Origin of the sequence: Prevotellamassilia timonensis, from assembly GCF_021531665.1 — a bacterium.
Taxonomy (GTDB): Bacteria; Bacteroidota; Bacteroidia; order Bacteroidales; family Bacteroidaceae; genus Alloprevotella.
Genome location: NZ_JADYUH010000046.1, coordinates 1 through 22,310, shown reverse-complemented (window position 1 = coordinate 22,310; position 22,310 = coordinate 1). Strand labels below are relative to the sequence as shown.

At 48.8% G+C, this 22,310-nt stretch carries 13 protein-coding genes; 11 read left to right on the top strand and 2 right to left on the bottom strand.

Annotated elements, in window-relative coordinates; translation table 11 throughout:
* Positions 1-433 precede the first annotated feature (433 nt).
* From I6E40_RS08095 to I6E40_RS08080, 4 genes are all read left to right on the top strand, one after another.
* A complete protein-coding gene (locus I6E40_RS08095; protein ID WP_410897047.1) occupies positions 434-1,021 on the top strand; it encodes a DUF3575 domain-containing protein in 588 nt (195 codons plus the stop codon).
* 51 nt (positions 1,022-1,072) lie between these two features.
* Positions 1,073-2,485: a hypothetical protein gene (locus I6E40_RS08090; RefSeq protein WP_235386536.1), complete on the top strand. Its 1,413-nt coding sequence runs from the start codon at positions 1,073-1,075 to the stop codon at positions 2,483-2,485.
* A 306-nt stretch (positions 2,486-2,791) separates the two neighbouring features.
* The gene (locus I6E40_RS08085; RefSeq protein WP_235386535.1) at positions 2,792-4,612 is read left to right on the top strand and encodes a fimbria major subunit; all 1,821 of its coding nucleotides are present in this window, start codon (positions 2,792-2,794) and stop codon (positions 4,610-4,612) included.
* Positions 4,613-4,729: 117 nt separating this feature from the next.
* The gene (locus I6E40_RS08080; RefSeq protein WP_235386534.1) at positions 4,730-5,878 is read left to right on the top strand and encodes a FimB/Mfa2 family fimbrial subunit; all 1,149 of its coding nucleotides are present in this window, start codon (positions 4,730-4,732) and stop codon (positions 5,876-5,878) included.
* A 604-nt stretch (positions 5,879-6,482) separates the two neighbouring features.
* Here the strand turns inward: I6E40_RS08080 and I6E40_RS08075 are convergent.
* Both I6E40_RS08075 and I6E40_RS08070 read right to left on the bottom strand, forming a co-directional pair.
* A complete protein-coding gene (locus tag I6E40_RS08075) occupies positions 6,483-6,623 on the bottom strand; it encodes a hypothetical protein (protein WP_235386533.1) in 141 nt (46 codons plus the stop codon).
* A gap of 124 nt (positions 6,624-6,747) precedes the next feature.
* Positions 6,748-10,161: a beta-N-acetylglucosaminidase domain-containing protein gene (locus I6E40_RS08070; protein ID WP_235386532.1), complete on the bottom strand. Its 3,414-nt coding sequence runs from the start codon at positions 10,159-10,161 to the stop codon at positions 6,748-6,750.
* A 349-nt stretch (positions 10,162-10,510) separates the two neighbouring features.
* Between I6E40_RS08070 and purB the strand changes: the two genes are divergently transcribed.
* From purB to I6E40_RS08035, 7 genes are all read left to right on the top strand, one after another.
* Entirely contained in the window at positions 10,511-11,869 is a 1,359-nt protein-coding gene (gene purB / locus I6E40_RS08065; protein WP_235386531.1) for an adenylosuccinate lyase, read from the top strand.
* A 105-nt stretch (positions 11,870-11,974) separates the two neighbouring features.
* The gene (locus I6E40_RS08060; protein ID WP_235386530.1) at positions 11,975-13,270 is read left to right on the top strand and encodes a pseudouridine synthase; all 1,296 of its coding nucleotides are present in this window, start codon (positions 11,975-11,977) and stop codon (positions 13,268-13,270) included.
* 23 nt (positions 13,271-13,293) lie between these two features.
* A complete protein-coding gene (gene asnS, locus I6E40_RS08055) occupies positions 13,294-14,688 on the top strand; it encodes an asparagine--tRNA ligase (protein WP_235386529.1) in 1,395 nt (464 codons plus the stop codon).
* Between the two features lie 229 nt (positions 14,689-14,917).
* A complete protein-coding gene (locus I6E40_RS08050) occupies positions 14,918-16,558 on the top strand; it encodes a diphosphate--fructose-6-phosphate 1-phosphotransferase (RefSeq protein ID WP_235386528.1) in 1,641 nt (546 codons plus the stop codon).
* Positions 16,559-16,743: 185 nt separating this feature from the next.
* Positions 16,744-17,520 (top strand): glycoside hydrolase family 25 protein, encoded by a 777-nt coding sequence (locus tag I6E40_RS08045; RefSeq protein ID WP_235386527.1) that lies wholly within the window; start codon positions 16,744-16,746, stop codon positions 17,518-17,520.
* A gap of 197 nt (positions 17,521-17,717) precedes the next feature.
* Positions 17,718-20,441, top strand: a complete 2,724-nt coding sequence (ppdK, locus tag I6E40_RS08040) for a pyruvate, phosphate dikinase (RefSeq protein WP_235386526.1) — start codon at positions 17,718-17,720, stop codon at positions 20,439-20,441.
* 288 nt (positions 20,442-20,729) lie between these two features.
* Positions 20,730-22,190: a tyrosine-type recombinase/integrase gene (locus tag I6E40_RS08035; protein WP_235386525.1), complete on the top strand. Its 1,461-nt coding sequence runs from the start codon at positions 20,730-20,732 to the stop codon at positions 22,188-22,190.
* Positions 22,191-22,310: the final 120 nt, after the last annotated feature.

Genomic DNA, 22,310 nt, shown 5'->3' with positions numbered 1-22,310 from the left:
AAGACCCCCATGTGCGGTGCATCAGCGCCGCAACAAAGCCCTTCCCTTTAGGGAGGGGTTGGGGTAGGCCCCGTCTCTTAGTCTCTTAGTCTCTTTCGCGCCTCCAAATAACGTTTTTTAAATGGGGGGGTATTTTTTGTGTTGTTATATTTTCTCGTAATATATTTGGCGCGAAAAAAAGGATTACATACTTTTGCACCGTTCTTTATGAGAAATAAGGAACGAAACGCCATTCCATGGCTTAAAATCTTTTTTAAAAAGAGTTTCACCAACAGAAGACTAAATTATAACACAAGCTACTATTTATTATTTACACACGCACACGCGCGATTAACACACGCACACGCGCGTAGGGAGGATCCCCCCTTCCAACCATCTAAAAACTGCACCCGGTCACACCGAGGCAACCAAAGAAAAAACAAAACAAAAATTCATGAAAATGCTTCGAAAACATACAGCCGTATGGGTTCTATTTGTGTTTAGTACAATTTGCCTACACGCGCAGAAGATTGGAATCAAAAACAATCTTCTCTACGATGCCACCACCACGCTAAACCTCGGTGTGGAGCTCGGAATCTCCAAAAAGACCACCGCCCAACTTTTCTACGGTTTCAACCCTTGGAAGTTCCACAACAGCGACAACACCGTCAAACAACTCCGCCACTGGGTGCTCGTGCCGGAATTTCGCTACTGGTTCTGCGAGAAATTCAACGGGCACTTCCTCGGCGTGCACGCTCTGGGCGGACAGTACAACCTGAGCAACATGCACATCCCCAACCCCTTCTTCAAAAACCTCGGCTCACGACGCTACGAAGGCTGGTTTCTCGGCGGAGGCGTGACCTACGGCTATCAGTGGATGCTCTCACGCCACTGGAACTTGGAAGCCTCCATCGGCGCCGGCTACATCCGATTCCACCAAAAGGAATTTGATTGCCAGGTCTGCGCACCACAACTCAACAAACGAAACAAAAACTACTTCGGACCGACCAAACTTGCGTTCAGCATCATGTACGTCTTCTGATTCTTATCTGATACACATTATATATATACGCGACATATATATTCACCAGCCATGAAGAAGTTTTTCTCCCTCATATTTTCCCTCCTCCTGCTCCTGCCCCTGCAAGCACAGATTCGGCAGGAAGCCACCAGTTGCAAGTCGGTCAAGAAGGACATGATTCTCAAAACGACCTTCATCCTCGACGACTTTTCCATCAAGACCAACCGACAACTGGTTCTCACACCCGTCATTGACGACAGCAAAGGAAACACCGCTGTCTTCAAATCCGTCGTCATCAACGGACGCAACCGACACCTCATCTATGAACGCAACGGGCGCAAAGAGAAGAACTATCCCAACTCCGTTGAGGTGCTACGAAAAAACGACACGCAACAGGCGGTCGCCTATTTAGACACCATCCCCTATGAGAAATGGATGGACGAAGGCTATCTCCGCATCGTCACCGACACCTGCGGCTGCGGAAACCTCCTCGGACGCAACCTCGGCGAGCAACGTCCCGTCATGATTCACCCCGAGCGAAAGGTGGTCTATGCCTTCCTCCCGCCCGTTGCCGCCCCCGACCCCATCGTCTCCCTCTCGGGCAAAGCCTATCTGGACTATCCCGTCAACAGCACCGTACTGGATCCCATCTATCGCAACAACCCTGCCGAACTCAAGAAGATTCTTGAGACCATCAACCGCGTCAAGGACGACAACCGCGTCACCATCACCGCCATCGGCATCCACGGCTATGCCTCTCCCGAAGGCTCTTGGGAGAACAACACCCGACTGGCAAAAGGACGTGCCGCCACGTTGAAGGAATATGTGAAGAGTCAGTATGACTTCCCCGAATCCACCTTCCGCGTGGAATACACCCCCGAGGACTGGGCAGGTCTGGACACCCTCCTCTCCCGCTCCACCCTTGCCAACCGCGATGCCCTGTTGCGCATCGTGCGTGACCAATCCCTCGAACCCGACCCGCGCAACGACAAACTGCGTGCCGACCACCCCGAGGACTATCGCTACATCCTCAACAACTACTACCCCGCCCTGCGCCACAGTGACTACACGGTGGAATATCGCATCCGCCCCATGTCCGATGCCGAGGCAGCCGAGCTTCTTCACACCCAGCCGCAGCTGCTCTCTCTGAACAAGATGTTCCGCATCGCCAACCTCTACCCCGTTGGCTCTGATGCCTACAACGAGGTGTTTGACGTGGCAGTGCGCATGTATCCCGCCGACCCCGTGGCGAATGTGAACGCTGCAAACGTCGCTTTGAAGAAAGGCGACTTGGCTGCGGCGGAGAAATATTTGGCAAAGTCAGGTGACAGCGTGGAAGCCATCCATGCCCGCGGCGTACTGGCGCTTTTGCAGCAGCGCTATGCCGATGCCGAGACCTTCCTCACGCAGGCTGCCCAAGCCGGACTGCCCGAGGCAAAACAAAATCTGGAATTGCTGCAGGCGGTCAAAGAACACGGAATGTAACAGCAAAGGCGTGTCATAATAGCCAATCTGCTGCGTGGGGCTTCAGACTTGGTCATGTACTTCAGTACACTCCCCGCGCCCTCAGCCTCAGCGCCTTGCATCTTAACCATTCTGACACACCTTTGAGAGGCAAATCCAATATGCAATGGATGCCTTATTAACCAATTCAATAAATAAACCATTCATAATCTAATCATTCATAGGCATTCAACTTCCCAACAAACGAATCATCTGTCACGCTTCTGCGTGAAAACTGAGAAATAATTTTTTAATTCACTTATTTTATTCACTTAATTTTTTAATCACATGAAAAAATTCATGATTGCTGCTCTTGCTGCCGGTATGTTGACAGCTTGTAGCGACAGCGCCGTGGTGGAAACTCCTGCCGGCGGCGGTGCACAATGGGGTGCTGATGGTACAGGTTACGTATCATTGAGCATTAATCTTCCGAAGACCACATCTGCTGGTCGTGCCAACGACAACTTTGATGATGGTAACGCTAACGAATGGGCTGTGAACGATGCTATCCTCGTTCTCTTCACTCAGGGTAATGCTCAAACTGAAGGAGAAGCCCAGTTCCAGGCTGCTTATCAGCTTCCTGTAAACTTCAATCAGTCTGGTACTACCACTGACCAAATCACTGCTACTGCTCAAATCACCAAGCGCATTCAAGCCATTGATGGTGACAAAATCAAAGCATTGGTCATCTTGAACGGTATCAGCTCCGGTGCTTTCAAATGCGAAAACGGTGTAGCCGTGGATGACAAGGACAACGCCACATTGAAGTATGTGAAGACTGATGATACTGAAGCCGCTATTAATATAGGAACTACTTTCAGCGATTTCCAAGCTTACACAAGCAAGATTTCCACTAATGCCCAGAAGGGTCTCTTGATGCTCAACGCACCTTTGACCGACGCTCAGTCCGCTACCGGAGTTGTCGATTTCTCAGGCAAGAAAGTAAGCACACTGTCTGAAATCATCGCTGACAACATCAAGAACACTGCTGCTGCCGCTGCTGATGCTCCCGCTGCCAACATCTACGTGGAACGTGCCGTGGCTAAGGTGACCATGAGCACCGATCGTCTCACTGGTTCTATAGTCAATGGTAATGGTTTGACTTACACAATCTTAGGCATTGCTCTTGACAACACAAACCCCACTTCCTACCTCGTTCGCAACGCAGACCTCATCAATCCCACCATGATGGCTCTTCGCTCTGCCTCTCCCACATTGCCAAATCCTGCCACCGGCTATCGCATGGTTGGCAATGAGACTGTGGGTATTGACAAGCCCGGTTCTTCCACTAACCTCTATCGCACTTACTTCGCTAAGAGTACAAACTATGATGGTTCTGCAGATCTCAAAACTGAGACTGCCACTGCCAGCTACACATGGACTACACCTGCAAACGTAGCAACCAGTCCTCTCTTCTGCATGGAGAACACTTTCCCCGTGGATCAGATGTTCTTTGACAACACCACTCGCGCCATCCTCAAGGTGAAGATTGATAATGGTATTGGAGATAGATATATTTTGCACAACTGGGACAATGCCGGTGACACTTGGTGTACTGAATCAGAAATGCTGGAGGATGTACGTAGAAACATCGCAGCCATGTCTATTTATACCGGCAAAACTATCTCTAACGTACTTTTAGAAACCACTAGTGTTGAAAACGTATTGGTATTGGCTGGCTATCAAGTGAATGGCAGTGCAATTGATGTAGCATCAGATGAATTTAAAAGTGCAAAAGCACGCATCGGCGATGTATACAAATATGTTGACGGTATCGCTTACTATGAAGTACGCATCCAGCACTTCGGTGACGACCTCACTCCGTGGAACAAAGATGAATACACCGATGGCATTGCACCGAAAGAAGGTAGCATTGACACCATCTATCCTACTGGCGTAAGTCAAGACGGCAACTACCTCGGTCGCTATGGCGTGCTACGCAACAACTGGTACAACCTCACCGTGAACAGCGTGAAGCGCGTTGGTACTCCCTTCATTCCCAAAGTGAAGAATGTGGAAACTCCGGACGATGTCATCAACTCTTACATCTCCGTGAACATCAACATCCTCTCCTGGGCTAAGCGCGATCAGGGCGTAGATCTCCAGTAAATCCTCTTTCGGAGGGCGGCGGGGCAACCCGCCCTGCCGCTCCCCGATTTTTCACCAAACTTTTTGGGAAACTCCATTTTCCACTTGAAAATCTTTCTTCCTGCACACATGAAAAAAATGAAAAGACTGTGGACCAAGGCGATGACCATCACCGCAATCGGCGGCTTCACCACGTTGCTCAGCGGTTGCAACATGATGGAAACCGACCTCTCTGCCTGTCCCATGGGACTCTACGTGCACTTCAAATATGACTATAACATTGAACGTGCCGACATGTTCGCTGACCACGTGGGCAGCGTCACCGTCTATGTCTTCGATGAGAACGGAAAGTTCGTCACACAAAAGGAAGAAAGCAACACAGCTGAATCTAAACCGCTAAAAAGCAAGGACTTCTGCGTACACTTCGCCGACGGAGAACTGCCGGAAGGAACCTACCAAATCCTTGCACTCGCTCAACAAAAATCCTACACGGAATGCCTCGCCACAAACGGCGCGAAATTCCGACGCACAGAACTCCAACCGGGAGAACCGATGGAGAACCTGCGCATACGACTCGACCGAGAGGCTGTCACTGCCGACGGCACAGCAAACGTGCCGCACGAAGGAATGCCGCTCGACACTCTCTTCACTACACTCAAAGACACCAGCAAAGGTCCAAAACTCCTTCCGGTGGACACCGTGACCCTCAAAAAAGGATATGAGGTGCGCGACACACTGAAACTTATCCGAGACACAAAACAAATCCACATCTCTCTCCGACAAACGGAAGACCCTGCCAGCATGGCTGCCGAACGCTATGACGTCTGCATCATCGACCGAAACGGCACACTCCTCTTCGACAACGAAACGGACGCCACGGACAATCTCCTCCACTATTCTCCCTTCTCCATCTGGGACACCGAATATGAAACTAACGCCGCTCCCTCCGCACGTGCTGAGGAGGGTGAGACGAACCACATAGGGCGCACCGCCCACTTCCAACTCTCCACCAGCCGACTCGTGAACCGCACACCTGCCACGGACAACGCACGACTCATCATCACCTCCCGCGAAACGGGAGAGAAAGTGGTGGATGTGAACCTCCCCGCTCTGCTGAACGACGCCCGAAACTACTACGACCAGTTCATGCCGCTGCAAGAGTTCCTTGACCGCGAATATCGCTACAACCTCGACTTCTTCCTCGCCGGCGGACGATGGACATACGTGAACATCAGCATCGGTGTCCTCAGCTGGAGCGTCCGAGTGCAGAACGTCGTGCTGGAGTGAAAAACTCAGAAGCTCTCTCCATTAAATCTCGATGTTTTCCTCCATTAATGCTCGATGTTTCCCGTCATCAATGCTCGATGTTTCCCGCCATCAATGCTCGATGTTTCCCGCCATTAATGCTCGATGTTTTCCTCCATTAATGCTCGATGTTTCCCTCCATCAATGCTCGATGTTTCCCGCCATTAATGCTCATTAATTCACTCATTAATATCTCATTAAATAAAGAAATAGACTCAAACAATCAATTCATGGACATTTAATGAATCCATTCATGAACATTAATGTTCCAGTAAAATAAACCCTTTTGACTCTTTGTCTCTTTGACTCTTTGTCTCTTTGACTCTTTGTCTCTTTGACTCTTTGTCTCTTTGACTCTTTGTCTCTTTGTCTCTTTAACTCTTTGACTCTTTGACTCTTTGTCTCTTTGACTCTCAATGTAGGGTTTGTGTATAGTTTGTGTATAGTTTTCGCCTCAAACTATACATTTTGTAACGCGCTATAAATCAGAAAGATGCAGGGTTAAATGTAGGGTTTGTGTATAGTTTGCAGAGTTTTTTTGTTTCCCCTTTTATTTACGTATAGTGTAGAGTTGAAACGGAGTTGCTCAGAACCCTACACAGCGGAGTGTGCGTCTCCGCACAAAGAAGGATTTCTGCGTACAGGCGACTCTTCCGACAGTGGTGTAGGAGCTGTGTCGGAGTGGTGTCGCTTTGCTGAATTGTGGCGTCCAGCGATGTGTTTCCATGTTTCAAAAAAAACGGTCTCGCCGCACGGGAGCGTGGGAGAGACCGTTGAATCTGTGAAGGAGCGTTCTTTAAGTTTTGGAAAAAGGAGCGTTCCCCTTTTCTGTTTCCGGAACTTCTGACGAACTAAGGCAGAAGAATCTTGGAGGCAATGGCAGTGCCATCGCTCAGACGAGCACGAACCACGACATTCTGTTTCGTCATTCCGGCGAGAGAAACCGACACGTTGTGGTTTCCTTTTCCGGCACGTGTGCAGAGCTTCTTTCCGTCCATCGAATAGATTTCAACCGATTTGATGCCTTTGTCCGAAACGGTTTTCAACTCGCCCCCTTCCACGAACATGATGGGACGAGAGAACGAAGAGACAGTGAGGTCACGGATGCCGGTCATGTCGGGACTTTCGGTGGTGTTGGGCATCTCAAAGATGTCCAAGAGAGTGGGGGGATTGTTCGTCCAGTTCAGACGAAGAGCCGTGGCGTCTTTGTGGGCAGTCATGTCCACGTAGGTCACGGGAGCAGAAAACTGCACGGGCAGTTCCGTCCAATTCGTGTCGTCCGAGGTGACAGAAGCAGTGACTTCGCTCATGCCGTCAGGATTGGCGGCGACGTAGATTCCGTCAAGGAGATGCGGCTGAATGAAGTGATAGGTCATGCTTTTTCCGCCACCAATTTTGACCATGGAGGAAGGGTCGGCGATGCCTGCGAGCGGAGCGTTGAACTCGTCGGTGGCAAGTCCTTCGGAGTCTGTGCCCGAGCCGTTCACTTCGATTTCGTAGAGACGGATCCACTTGGCGGTGTTGGCTTTGGAGAGGAGGAGGCGCACATATCTTGCCTTCTGATTGTCTCCGCTAAAGTCGCAAAGCGTCACCTCGTTGTTGTAGGTCACGACCTGCGGCTGCGAGAGCTTATAGGACGTGCTGAGTGAGCCTTTGATGAAGAGGTCTGTCCAATTGATGCTGTCGGTGGAGATTTGAACTTTTCCCTCGGTCATGTAGTCGCCGTTGACGGTTCCCATGGCGATGCGCACTTTCCTGATGGTTCTTTCCGCGTTGAGTTTCAGCGTGTAGGCATCGTTGTTGCTTTGGTTTTTGTTGAGGCAGACGAAGGTATTGTAGTCTCCGTCAAACATGAGTTCCTTGTTGTGGTTTTCCCAAATGTTTCCGGCAGGAATGGAAGATTTGGCAGCGTCGATGGTGACGGCATCGGGCAGCGTAATCTTGATGCTGTTGGTAGCGATGCGAAGACTTTTCGGCTGTTCTGTGTCGTTCACCAGCACGATGTAGCGAAGGAGAGAAGTGGGTGTGGTCGTTTTGGTGGTGACTTTCTTCCAATCTTTTCCGTTGGAACTGTAGAGGACGGTGTGATTCGTGTAGAGCGTGTCGGCAACGACAAACTTAGTGACGTAGGTGGGTTGTTTGAGTTGGACTCCCACGTACTTTCCGGGCTGCAGCATTCTTTGTGTGGCTGAGACGGAAAGGAGCGAGGTTCCGCTGACGCGTGGTTTGGTTCCTTCTTGATTCGTGATGCCTTGGTGGGCGGAAATGTTTGTGATGTTCGCCTCAAGTTTTTCTGCGACTTGCTCGGTCAGGTATTGGATGAAGGGAGCCAGATACTGTTGAGAAGGAAGTGTGGCGTTGTTGGAAACGGAGATGCCGGTGCCCATGCCTTCCAGTGCATCGACGCGATATTCCGGTTTGTCGTTCAACATTTTGGCTTCGAGGCAGAGGGCTGCCAGTGTTTCAACTTGCGGTTCGTCGTTGGCAAATGCGTCCAGGAAGTTGTAGGTCAGTTTCGCCATGGCTTCGAGTTTCAGCGCCCAGGGCTTGAGGTCGTTCCAGAGAAGACGTTCGCTTTCGTTTTCAGAGGTGGAAAGCAGTTTGAGCGATGCGCTCTGGTTGATGATTTCCGTCATGCGTTCTTTCAATGCAGTCGGATCACCTTTAGACTTATAGGAGGAAATGAGCGTGGAAAGTCCGGAGTTCTCATTGGTTCTCAGATAGGGGGCGAGATATTTGTAAGCCTCTCTTGCAGCTTCTGTTTCGGGAATGACGGGTTTGAAAGAGGCTTCATAGGAAGTCAGGTTGTCAAAGCCGGCAGTGTTCCAAACATAGTCTGCCACGCTGAAGAGGGGAGTTTTGGCGACTTCGCCCTGCTGCATCGGGTTGCTCACGATGCCCAAGCCGTCGGTGAGTTCGGAAGGAAGGGTGGCGTCGTTCCAAACGGAGGGCAGGTCGCGGAAGTTGGAGTACATGTCCATCGGATAGATGCGGCCGTCGGCGTTGTCGTTGCAGGGATAGTTCCACCACCAGGCGACTTTGCGTCCGAGCGGTTCGCGCGGTGCGTTGAAGTCCGTGGAGTTGGGCACGCTCCAAACGCCGGCGCCGGTGGTGTAGATGGTGACGTAGGACGGTGTTGTGGCGAGGGCTTGGAAGAACTTGTTGTACTGTTCCTTGGAGGAAGTGAAGCCTGTGCAATAAATTTGAGGAACAAAGTGCAGGGGACGCACGGTGTCGGAGGCAGCGGCGCCATCCACGTTCCACTTGTTCTCAATGGCACGCTGAAGTGCGGTGAGCCGGTCAGCGTTCTTCTGAACGTCCGCGTCGCTGGTGGGCACGCCCACGTCGTCCACGAAGACGGCGAATTGGCGAAGACCGAGGGCATACATTTTCTCAAATTTGCCCATGATGTCGTTGATGACGGTGGAGCTATAAATGAAGTCATTTCCCGGGTGAATCGCCCAGATGAAATTCACCTTGGTGGCTTGAGAGGTCTCTGCCAACTCCTTCACCATGTCTTGAGAGAGCCATCCGTTGGTTTCCTGCTCTGCGGATATGGAAGTGGGGTAGGGATCTTTCCAAAACTGTGAGTGATAGGGGTCGCTCTTTGCACCGTAGAGATAGGTGTTCATTTTGTGGCGCTTCATGAAGTGCATGAGGTCTTTTTTGACCTCGATGCTGTAGGGGTAGCCATAGTAACCCTCCACAAGCCCGCGGCTTTGCATGTCGGCGTAGTCGTTGATGGTGACACCGGGCAAGTTGTTGATTCCCTTGTCCAGCATCAGGTCAAGCGAGGCGAGCGCATGGAAGGCGGCATCGGTGTGTTCTCCCAAGATGACCACTTCCGCAACTCCACCTGTGAGCTCACGCATGTGAAGGAGGTGGCGATCAAATTTGTCGGGCACATTAAAAACATCTTTGGAAAGTCCCCAGCTGTCAGCGCAATCACTCGCTTCGGAGTTTTTTCCGTGGATGCCAATCAGAAGAATGGAACGGTTCTGCCCCGTGGAAGCGTCAAGGAACTTTGCTTGCAGACCGTGGGTCTTGAGCACCTCTTCTGCACGGTTCTTCGTGGCTTGGTCAATGCCTTCCCCACAAATCACCTCCACCTCTTCGGTGAAGTGAAGATTCTGTGAGCCGTAAGCAATCTGGTGAGGAATGGGATAAATTTCATAAGTGGTTTGTGCGGGAAGCAAGGCTGCCGGCAAGGCGAGCAGCAGCAGACAGATTCCGCGCTGAAGGAAAGAACTGATGAGTTGTTTCATGAATGTATGGTTTTAGATGGTTTGATTCAAGATGTTCAAGGAATTGGGTTGAAACACATTATATATATAATAGTATTAGATGTATTAGAGGAAAAGAAGAAAGAGCAGAAAGAAAAACACTTTTCTCCGGTCAAAAGTAGATAAAACAAATGAAACATGAGCCGTTTTAAGATATTTAAGTGCTTTTTTGTGCACATCAGTGTGGAAAACAAGCGTGTTTCACTTGAAAAAATCACACTTTTTCTTCTTTCTCCGCTCATCATGCACTAAATTTGCATCGAGATTTACAACAAGAGGAGCAAACAGAAATCCCATTTTGCTCCGTTTCAGACATTCTGCTGCTGTAACCATGAGCCAATTTGAATCATTATTTGCCGTTTCGCCCATTGACGGTCGCTATCATTCTTCCACGCAATCACTTTCTGCTTTCTTCTCTGAATGGGCTTTGATGAAGTATAGAGTACGTGTTGAAATTGAATATTTCATCGCTTTGTGCGAAGAACAAATTCCCCAACTGAAGAACTTTGATGCTTCCTTGTTTGAAACCTTGCGCGACATCTATCGGAACTTTTCCGAAGAAGACGGCGCGAGAGTAAAGGAAATTGAGAAAGTCACCAACCACGACGTCAAAGCCATCGAATATTTCATCAAAGAACGCTTTGAGAAGTTTGACTGCGATTTGACGCCCTTCATGGAGTTTGTGCACTTCGGTCTGACTTCACAGGACATCAACAACACATCCTTCCCCCTCATGCTCAAAGAAGCCACCGAACAGGTCTATCTTCCGCAATTGGAAGAACTCGTCCGGGCACTCAAAGACAGAGCGGAGGAATGGAAAGATGTCGCCATGCTGGCAAGAACACACGGACAACCGGCTTCCCCCACAAGACTCGGAAAGGAAATCCAAGTCTATGTCTATCGTCTCGAACAGCAAATCCGCCTCCTGAAAAACATTCCTTTCTCCGGAAAGTTCGGTGGAGCCACCGGCAACTTCAACGCTCATCACGTGGCATATCCCGAACGTGACTGGGTCGCCTTTGCCAACAACTTCTTGAAAAACAAACTCGGCATCGAACGCGAACAGTTCACCACGCAAATCAGCAACTACGACAACCTCGCCGCCATTTTCGATGCCATGCGCCGCATCCAAACCATCGTCATCGACCTTGACAGAGATTTCTGGCAATATGTTTCGATGGAATATTTCAAACAAAAAATCAAGGCAGGCGAAGTGGGCTCCAGTGCCATGCCGCACAAGGTCAATCCCATTGACTTTGAAAACTCCGAAGGAAACCTCGGCATTTCCAACGCCATCCTTTCACACCTGGCTTCCAAACTCCCCATCAGCCGCCTGCAACGCGACCTCACCGATTCCACAGTCATCAGAAACATCGGAGTCCCCATGGGACACGCGCTCATCGCTTTCAAAAGCACACTCAAAGGCCTCGGCAAACTGCTGCTACATCCCGAAAGCATCCAACAGGATTTGGAGAACTGCCGAGTCGTCGTGGCTGAGGGCATTCAAACCATTCTTCGCAGAGAAGCCTATCCGCATGCCTACGAAGCACTGAAAGAACTCACAAGAACCAACGAAACCATCACGGAAGAAAGAATCTTGAACTTCATCAACTCACTGAACGTCAGCGAATCCGTGAAAGAGGAACTCAGAAAAATCAAACCGGACACCTACACCGGAGTCGGACAGTAAAAAAACAAACTCCTGCCCGAAAGAGATGAAACACTTCTCGCAATTACTGAGAATAATTATACACACAAACACAATCACTTAATCATTCACTAATCTAACCAAAACATGAACGAAAACTTTCAAAAGCCGGAAGGCGACGACCGTGAGGGTTATCGTGCTTCCAACGAGGAAAAAGAAAATGGCATGACATCTTCCAAAAACACTGCCGGAAGACGCAGATTCAGCAGAAATGCCACTCCATTGATGGGAAGAAACTATGGCGGCTATAGAAACGAAAACGCTCGTTTCAATAATCGCAACGAAACCTACAGTGAAAACAGAGGGGAATCCACGCACTATGGTGCACGTGCTTCCTATAATGGTTATGAATCACGTGGCGAAAGACCTTCCTACCGCGGCAAAAGAGAATTCAACCGAGGAGGCTTTCAGAGAAATGAGGGCTACGGAAGAAGAACTTACAGCGCCGACTACTCCGGCGAAGGAGGATATGAAAAATCTGAACGCACCTTCCGCAACAGCGGTTACCGCTCGCAAGGCTCAAACGGCTATCAGGGCTCAAACAACTACCAAGGACACTCCGGTTTTTCCGGAGGAAGACCGATGCGTCGCCCGAACGCCGGATTCAATAAAAACAGAAGCTTCAAAAAAAGATATGAATATAAAGAAGAGGACTACGATCCCACAAAGCCCATTCGCTTGAACAAATTCCTTGCCAATGCAGGCGTTTGCTCTCGTCGCGATGCCGACAAATACATTGAAGCCGGCGTGGTGAAAGTGAACGGAGAAGTCGTCACCGGGCTTGGAACCAAAATCCTCAGAACCGACGAGATTCGTTTCCACGACAATCCCGTGAAAATGGAAAAGAAAGTCTATGTCCTCTTGAACAAACCCAAAGGATATGTGACCACAAGCGAAGACCCGCAGAACCGCAAAACGGTGATGGATTTGGTGCAACATGCCTGTCGCGAACGCATCTATCCTGTCGGACGTCTCGACCGAAACACCACGGGGGTTCTTCTCCTCACCAACGACGGAGAATTGGCTACAAAACTGACTCACCCGAAATTCTTGAAGAAGAAAATTTATCACGTCACAACCGACAAAAATGTCACCGCCGCCGACCTTGCCCAGATTGCAGAAGGCATCACCCTGGAGGATGGCGTGATTAAGGCAGATTCTGTGGAATATGCACACCCCACGGACAAAAAACAAGTGGGCATTGAAATCCACAGCGGAAAGAATCGCATCGTGAGAAGAATCTTTGAAAGTCTCGGCTATCACGTGGTGAAACTGGACCGCGTCTTCTTTGCGGGGCTCACCAAGAAAAATGTGAAACGCGGAGACTGGAGACACCTCACTGAAAAAGAAGTCAACATGCTCAGAATGGGCGCTTACGAATAATTTCCTTCAGATTTGATTCAACAATGAAAAGAACAAAAATAAATGACTTGTTGAAAAGCACGGACTTTGGTTCCACCGTCTGTGTGAAAGGATGGGTTCGCACTCGTCGCAGCGGAAAAGCTGTCAGCTTCATCGCTCTGAACGACGGTAGTACCATCAAAAACGTGCAGATTGTGGCAGACGCCGCAGTCTTTGACTCGGAACTGCTCAAGCAAATCACCACCGGTTCCTGTCTCAGCGTCATCGGCAAAATGGTGGAAAGCCCGGGCTCAGGACAAAGCGTGGAAGTGCAAGCAGAACAAATTGAAATCCTGGGCACCTGCGCCGAAGACTATCCCATGCAGAAAAAAGGACAAAGTTTTGAGTACATGAGAACGCATGCCCACATGCGTCTTCGCACCAACACTTTCGGAGCAGTCTTCCGCATTCGCCACAATTTGGCTTATGCCATCCACAAATATTTCCACGAACACGGTTTCTTCTATTTCCACACACCCATCATCACAGCTTCTGACTGCGAAGGGGCTGGACAAATGTTCCAAGTCACCACGCAGAACCTCTACACGCTGAAAAAAGATGAGGAAGGAAAGATTGACTATTCCGACGACTTCTTCGGCAAACCGACGTCCTTGACCGTGAGCGGTCAGCTGGAAGGAGAACTCGGTGCTACTGCCCTCGGTGCCATCTACACCTTTGGACCAACCTTCCGTGCCGAGAACTCCAACACACCGCGTCACCTCGCAGAATTCTGGATGATTGAACCGGAAATCGCATTCTACGACATTCATGACAACATGGATCTCGCAGAAGATTTCATCAAATATTGTGTGAAATGGGCGCTGGAGCACTGTGCCGACGACCTTGAGTTCCTCAACAAGATGATTGACAAGTCCCTGCTGGAACGTCTTCACTTCGTGGTGGAACATGACTTCGTGAGACTCACCTACACAGAAGGCATCCAAATCCTCGAAGAAGCCGTGGCAAACGGACATAAGTTTGAATTCCCCGTGCATTGGGGCACAGACCTCGCCAGCGAACACGAACGCTACCTCGTGGAAGAACACTTCAAGCGTCCCGTCATCCTAACCGACTATCCGAAAGAAATCAAGGCGTTCTACATGAAGATGAACGAAGATGGCAAAACGGTTCGTGCCATGGATGTCCTCTTCCCGCAAATCGGTGAAATCATCGGTGGCTCAGAACGTGAAGAAAGCTACGACAAACTGAAAGCCAGAATTGACGAACTGCAGATTCCGATGAAAGACATGTGGTGGTATCTTGACACCCGACGCTTCGGCACCTGCCCGCACTCTGGTTTCGGACTCGGCTTTGAACGTCTCGTCCTGTTTGTCACAGGCATGCAGAACATTCGTGACGTCATTCCCTTCCCGAGAACACCCAAAACAGCGGACTTCTAACGAAGAAAAAAAATCAATAATGGGGTGTTCTAGTTGACTATTGACTGTTGACTATTGACTGTTGACTATTGACTGTTGACTATTGACTGTTGACTATTGACTGTTGACTATTGACTATAGACTATAGACCATAGACTCTGCAACCAAAACATAAGCACTTTCTTTTGAACACTCCTTATCCCATAATTTATAGAACATCCATAATAACCCTTTAAACTTTTCAACCATCATGGAAAAAAGTGCATTACAGATTGCCCGTGCTGCTTATCAGCCCAAACTTCCCGCAGGTTTGCGTGGCAATGTGAGCATCAAAGAAGGTGCTCCCACCCAAAGCGTGGGTGACCAGGAAGAAATCAAAAAACTCTTCCCCAACACCTACGGCATGCCGCTCGTGGATTTTGTCCCCTCCGACGAAAAGAAAGAATACGCTCCGATGAACATCGGTATCATTCTTTCCGGAGGTCAAGCCCCCGGCGGACACAACGTGATCTGTGGTCTCTACGATGAACTCAAAAAACAAAACGCCGGAAACAAACTCTACGGATTCTTGATGGGCCCCGGCGGTTTGGTGGACCACAAGTACATTGAACTCACCGACGAACTGATTGACGAATATCGCAACACCGGCGGTTTTGACCTCATCGGCTCCGGACGTACCAAACTCGAAGAAGAAGACCAGTTTGAAAGCGGTCTCAAAATTATTCGTGAACTCGGCATCAAAGCCATCGTCATCATCGGTGGTGACGACTCCAACACCAACGCTTGTGTGTTGGCTGAATACTATGCCGCTCACAACTATGGCGTGCAGGTCATCGGCTGCCCCAAAACCATTGACGGCGACCTGAAAAACGAGCAGATTGAAACTTCTTTCGGCTTCGACACTGCTTGCAAGACCTACGCTGAAGTGATTGGTAACATCCAGCGCGACGCCAACTCTGCTCGCAAATACTGGCACTTCATCAAATTGATGGGTCGTTCTGCCAGCCACATCGCTCTCGAATGCGCGCTTCAGTGCCAGCCCAACGTCTGCATCATCAGCGAGGAAGTGGAAGAAAAGAACATGACCCTTGACGATATCGTCACCTACATCGCCGGCGTAGTGGCAAAACGTGCTGCCAACGGTAACAACTTCGGCACTGTCCTCATTCCCGAAGGACTCATTGAGTTCATCCCCGCCATGAAACGACTGATTGCTGAACTCAACGACCTGCTCGCCACCCCCGAAGCAGCAAACGTCGCTGTTTCTGAACAGCGTGCTTGGATTCTTTCCAAACTCTCCGCTGAAAACGCTGCCATCTATGAAAGCCTTCCCGAAGGCGTTGCCAAGCAACTCACCATGGAACGTGACCCGCACGGAAACGTTCAAGTTTCTTTGATTGAAACTGAAAAACTCCTGAGCGAAATGGTTGCTTCCAAACTCGCCGCATGGAAAGCAGAAGGTAAGTTCGTCGGCAAGTTCGCTGCACAGCACCACTTCTTCGGCTACGAAGGACGTTGCGCTGCTCCCTCCAACTATGACGCAGACTACTGCTATGCACTTGGAACCAGCGCTGCACAGCTCGTGGCAAACGGAAAGACCGGCTACATGGCAATCGTTCGAAACACAACTGCGCCCGCTGACCAATGGGTGGCAGGTGGTGTGCCCATCACCATGATGATGAACATGGAACGTCGCAACGGTAAAATGAAACCCGTCATCAAAAAAGCACTCGTTCGCTTGGATGGCGCTCCCTTCAAAGAGTTTGCCGCACACCGCGAAGAATGGGCAGAAAACACTTGCTTCGTGTATCCCGGCCCCATTCAGTACTTTGGACCGACCGAAGTTTGCGACCAGTGCACCATGACACTCAAACTCGAGCAGGGCAAGTAATTGAATCGTAGAATCCACTAATTTTGAAGAAGTTTATGCGCCAAAAGCCTTTCCCTTTGAAAAAAGGAATGTGGAGCTTCGGTGCATAAACTTCTTCTTTTCTTCTCATCTTGAATAGCACTTCACACAGAAAAGCCACCGGCTCTCGCAGAAAAAGTCCGCGAAGAAAAAAACGAGGCTCCTCCATGGAAAACAGTTTCCACTCGCTGAAAATGATGCTTTGGCGGGCAGGGGTCGTCACGCTGTGTGCACTGCTGTGCTACTTTATATATATATATGTAGTCGCTCCACACAGTTCACGCTGGAGAGCACTCTACGGAATTGAAAACTATCCCGACGGATATTCCATTCGCGGAATCGACATCAGTCATTACCAAGGAGACATCAATTGGAACAAACTCTCCAAAGCAAAAATTGGAGACGAGAGCATCTGCTTCGTCTTCATCAAAGCCACAGAAGGAGTCCAACTCCTTGATGAAAATTTCAATGAAAATTTTTATCAAGCAAGAGAATTTGGTTTGCTTCGCGGAGCATACCACTACTTCAAACCAAACGTCTCGGCAAAAGAACAAGCACGCTTCTTCCTCAAACAAGTGCATTTGGAAGAAGGAGACCTGCCTCCCGTGCTCGACATCGAAGAAATTGGAAATCTCACACCCAAACAACTCAGGGAAGCCACCCTCACTTGGATGAAAGAAGTTGAAGCACGCTATCATAAACCGCCTATACTCTACACCTACTATAAGTTCAAAAAAGACTATCTCAACACACCTGAATTTGACCGTTACCCCTACTGGATTGCCCACTACTATGTCTCTTCCCTGACCTACAACGGCAAATGGAAGTTCTGGCAACACACCGACTGCGGAAGATTGGACGGCATCAAAGGAAAGGTGGATTTGAACATCTACAACGGCTCCATGTATGAACTCCGCAGACTCTGCCTGGAAGACGATTTCTGAACTTTCAACGAAAGAACTCTCCGCTCAAAGCGAAAATTTAGGGAATTTAACGCGTTACAGACGTATATTTTAAACTCCACTTCGCAAAAACACCCCTTTGTTTGCGTAATACAAAACAATTATATATATTTGCAGCACGTAAGTCTTTGCGCTTAATAAAACAGAGAGAAAAATTAACAATTTCTATTTTATACACAATGAAAGATACTAAAAGAGTTTACACATTCGGTAACGGCAAAGCTGAAGGCCGTGCTGATATGAGGAATGAACTTGGTGGTAAAGGTGCCAACTTGGCTGAAATGAACCTCATTGGCGTGCCTGTGCCTCCCGGTTTTACCATCACTACTGACGTTTGTAACGAATACTACGAAATCGGTAAGGAAAAAGTAGTCGCACTCTTGAAAGACGAGGTTGAGAAAAGCCTCCATCTCGTGGAAGAGTTGATGAACAGCAAATTCGGCGACGTGGAAAATCCGCTTCTCCTCTCTGTTCGCTCAGGTGCTCGCGCTTCCATGCCCGGCATGATGGACACCATCCTGAACCTTGGCTTGAACGATGAAGTGGTAGAAGGTCTCGCCAAGAAAACCGGAAATCCGCGTTTTGCTTACGACGCTTATCGCCGCTTCGTACAGATGTATGGTGACGTCGTTCTCGGCATGAAACCCGTCAACAAAGACGATGAAGACCCCTTCGAATCCATCATCAAAGAGGTGAAGAAAGCAAAAGGCGTCACCCTTGACAACGAACTTGACACCGAAGACCTCAAAGAACTTGTTGTTCGCTTCAAAACAGCCATCGTGGGACAAACCGGCAAGGAATTCCCCACAGATCCCGTTGAACAACTCTGGGGCGCCATCTGCGCAGTGTTTGACTCTTGGATGAACGAACGTGCCATCCTCTATCGCAAAATGGAAGGAATTCCAGCAGAGTGGGGAACCGCTGTCACCGTCATGGCAATGGTCTTCGGAAACATGGGCAACACTTCCGCCACCGGCGTTTGCTTCAGCCGCGACGCTGCAACCGGCGAAGACATCTTCAACGGTGAATGGCTCGTGAACGCACAAGGCGAAGACGTGGTGGCAGGTATTCGCACACCGCAACAAATCACCTTGGAAGGTTCTCGCCGTTGGGCTCAACTTCAGGGCATCTCTGAAGAAGACCGCAAAACAAAATATCCTTCCATGGAAGAATCCATGCCGGAAATCTATCGTCAGTTGGACGCCATCCAGACCAAACTGGAAGAGCACTACCACGACATGCAGGACATGGAATTCACCGTTCAAGAAGGAAAACTTTGGTTCCTCCAAACTCGTAACGGTAAGCGCACCGGTGCTGCCATGGTGAAGATTGCCATGGATTTGCTCCGTCAGGGCATGATTGACGAAAAAACTGCCATCAAGCGCTGCGAACCCCAAAAACTGGATGAACTCCTTCACCCCGTCTTCAGCAAAGAAGCACTTGCCAAGGCTGAAGAACTCACTCGCGGTCTTCCCGCCAGCCCGGGTGCTGCTTGCGGTCAAATCGTCTTCTTCGCAGACGATGCTGCAAAATGGCACGAAGATGGACACAAAGTGGTCATGGTTCGCATTGAAACCTCTCCCGAAGACCTCGCAGGTATGGCTGTGGCAGAAGGCATCCTCACCGCACGCGGTGGTATGACCAGCCACGCTGCCGTGGTGGCACGTGGTATGGGTAAGTGCTGCGTCAGCGGTGCAGGCGCCATCAACGTGGACTATAAGAACAAGACAGTTGAAATTGACGGAACTGTACTTCACGAAGGTGACTACATCTCCTTGAACGGTACAAACGGTCGTGTCTATAAAGGAGCCATCAAGACTCAGGCTGCTGAACTCTCCGGAGACTTCGCTGCTTTGATGGACCTCTGTGCAAAATACACACACTTGCAGGTTCGCACCAACGCCGACACTCCTCACGATGCTGAAGTGGCTCGCAAATTTGGTGCAGTCGGCATCGGTCTCTGCCGCACGGAACACATGTTCTTTGACAACGAAAAGATTGTGGCAATGCGTGAAATGATTCTTGCTCCCGATGTGGAAGGACGCAAGAAGGCGCTCGCCAAATTGTTGCCCTATCAGAAAGAAGACTTCAAGGGCATCTTCCGCGCCATGAACGGTTATCCCGTGAACGTTCGTCTTCTCGATCCCCCTCTCCACGAATTCGTTCCCCACGATGCAAAGGGACAGGAAGAAATGGCAAAAGCAATGGGCGTGACAGTAGAATATATCCGCCAGCGTGTGGAAAGCCTCTGCGAACACAACCCGATGCTTGGTCACCGTGGCTGCCGTCTTGGCAACACCTATCCTGAAATCACCCAGATGCAGACTCGCGCCATCCTTTCCGCAGCCATTGAACTGAAGAAAGAAGGTCTTGACCCGCATCCCGAAATCATGGTGCCCCTTACCGGTATCCTCTACGAGTTTGAGGCTCAAGAGAAAGTCATCCGTGACGAAGCCGCTCGACTCTTCGCAGAAGAAGGTGTTGAAATCCCCTTCAAGGTCGGAACCATGATTGAAATTCCTCGTGCTGCCTTGACTGCAGACCGCATCGCTTCTCGTGCTGAATACTTCAGCTTCGGTACGAATGACCTTACTCAGATGACCTTCGGCTATTCTCGTGATGACATTGCCAGCTTCTTGCCCGTATATCTCGAGAAGAAGATTTTGAAGGTTGACCCGTTCCAGGTTCTTGACCAGAATGGTGTAGGTCAGCTTGTGAACATGGCTGTTGAGAAGGGTCGTTCAGTTCGTCCCGATCTCAAGTGCGGTATCTGCGGCGAACATGGTGGTGAACCTTCCAGCGTCAAATTCTGCCACAAAGTTGGTTTGAACTACGTCAGCTGCTCACCGTTCCGTGTGCCCATCGCACGCCTCGCAGCCGCCCAGGCAGCAGTTGAAGAGTAATCGAAACGTGCTGAAAATTAGCTATATAAAGGGCAAGTATCTGGGAAACAGGTGCTTGCCCTTACTTTTTTGTTCATGTTCTGCTTATTCGATTTGCAGTACAAGTTGGCAAAAATGGGGTAAATGTTTCCCAATTTTCAAGGTTCTGTTTCCCAAAGCATTTAAATGTTTCCCAGAAAACAACGATTGTTTCCCAAAAAATCGACCGTGTTTCCCAAAATAACATGGCGTTTTCCAAAGAATCATAATGAACAAAAAAGATATAGTAACTTAAAAAGATTTTCAGCTATGGCTACATTAAAAGCAATTGTTAAGGCAAAGATGAAAAACGGAATGTACAATGTTTACATCCGTTTTACCCAAAACAGACAGTTCTCCTACTTCAGAACGTCATGGATGGTTAATGAAAAAGGTCTCAGTGATGACAAGAAGGACATCATTGATCCTTTCGTGATTCAACAGTCTTCTGTTTTGATTGATAAATTCTACACTCGACTCAACCAAGTTGATTCATCGAATTGGTCAGCAAGTGAGGTTTTGCAGTTTGTTCAGGACTTTGACAAGGATATGTCTTTCTCTGATTATGCAAGAAAGCATATAGATAAGCTGATTGCACGAGGACAGGAACGTACTTCTCGTAATTACAAGTGGGCAATACAACACATGGAGAGATTTGCCCAGACAGATAACATCATGTTCTCACGTCTCACTTCTGCTTTTCTTAACCGATGGATTGAAGCTCTTGCAGAGACAAATCGCTGTAAGGAACAATACCCTGTATGTATGAGAGAGGTCTATAAGGCTGCTCTTAAGGAGTTCAATGATGAGGAACTTGGGATTGTTAAAATTAAGAATCCTTGGGGTAATGTGACAATTCCAAGAAGTGATATTCCAGAGAAGCGTGCAATTCCTGCAAGCAAGTTACGTGCTTTCTTCAATGTCGTTCCAGACAGAAGCAGATTCACAAACCCTCTTATGGAGGTCGGTCAGGATGTTGCATTGATTTCATTCGGTATGTGTGGACTCAATGCGGTTGACATTTTCAATGCAAAGAAGGATCAGTATGTAAATGGTATTTTTCATTATGAGCGTCAGAAGACTAAAAAGACTAGATCAGACAATGGTTACTTTGAGGTTCGTGTTCCTGAGTTCATCAAGCCGACTTTCGAGAAGTACCTTTCCAAGGATCCAAAATCGCCATGGTTGTTCAACTTCCATGAGCGTTTGTCCACTTCCGATTCCTTCTGTGCAAATGTGAATATTGGAATTAAGCAGGTTTGGGAGAAAGTCGAGGAAGGCTATAGAGCATCTTTGTATTCTTTTCGTCACAGTTGGGCAACGATAGCACAGAATGAATGTGGTGCTACCATGAACGAGGTTGATTTCGGTCTCAACCATTCTATCAATCGAATGGCTAAGGTATATGTAAAAATCGATTTTACTCCTGCCTGGATTCTCAATGAGAAGGTTATTGATTTCATTTTCTTTACTGATAAAGAATCTAAGCATGTTGAGAAGGAAGATAAAACCTTTGAGAAGATTTCTAAGTATAACAATATTCATGCAGAGGCATTCGTAATGGGTAAGAAAGTATGTGCTCTCGAAGACACCGGCTTTACCAATGTTGATCAAGTAATGGATAAACTTGTCACCCTACTCCCAAAGAAATTCAAGAATGCTCGTGTTCAATTTAAGATCACTAACGTTGACAAGAATCTTACTCAGATGTATCAGCGTTTAATATCATAGAATCATTATACAATAGTTCGTTAAAAATTCAACATATGGCCTAACAGCTATGCCGCACAGCCAAAGAGTTCTTTGAAAATGTGATTAATTAAAGTTTGATTCGGTCGGTATCGGGACACG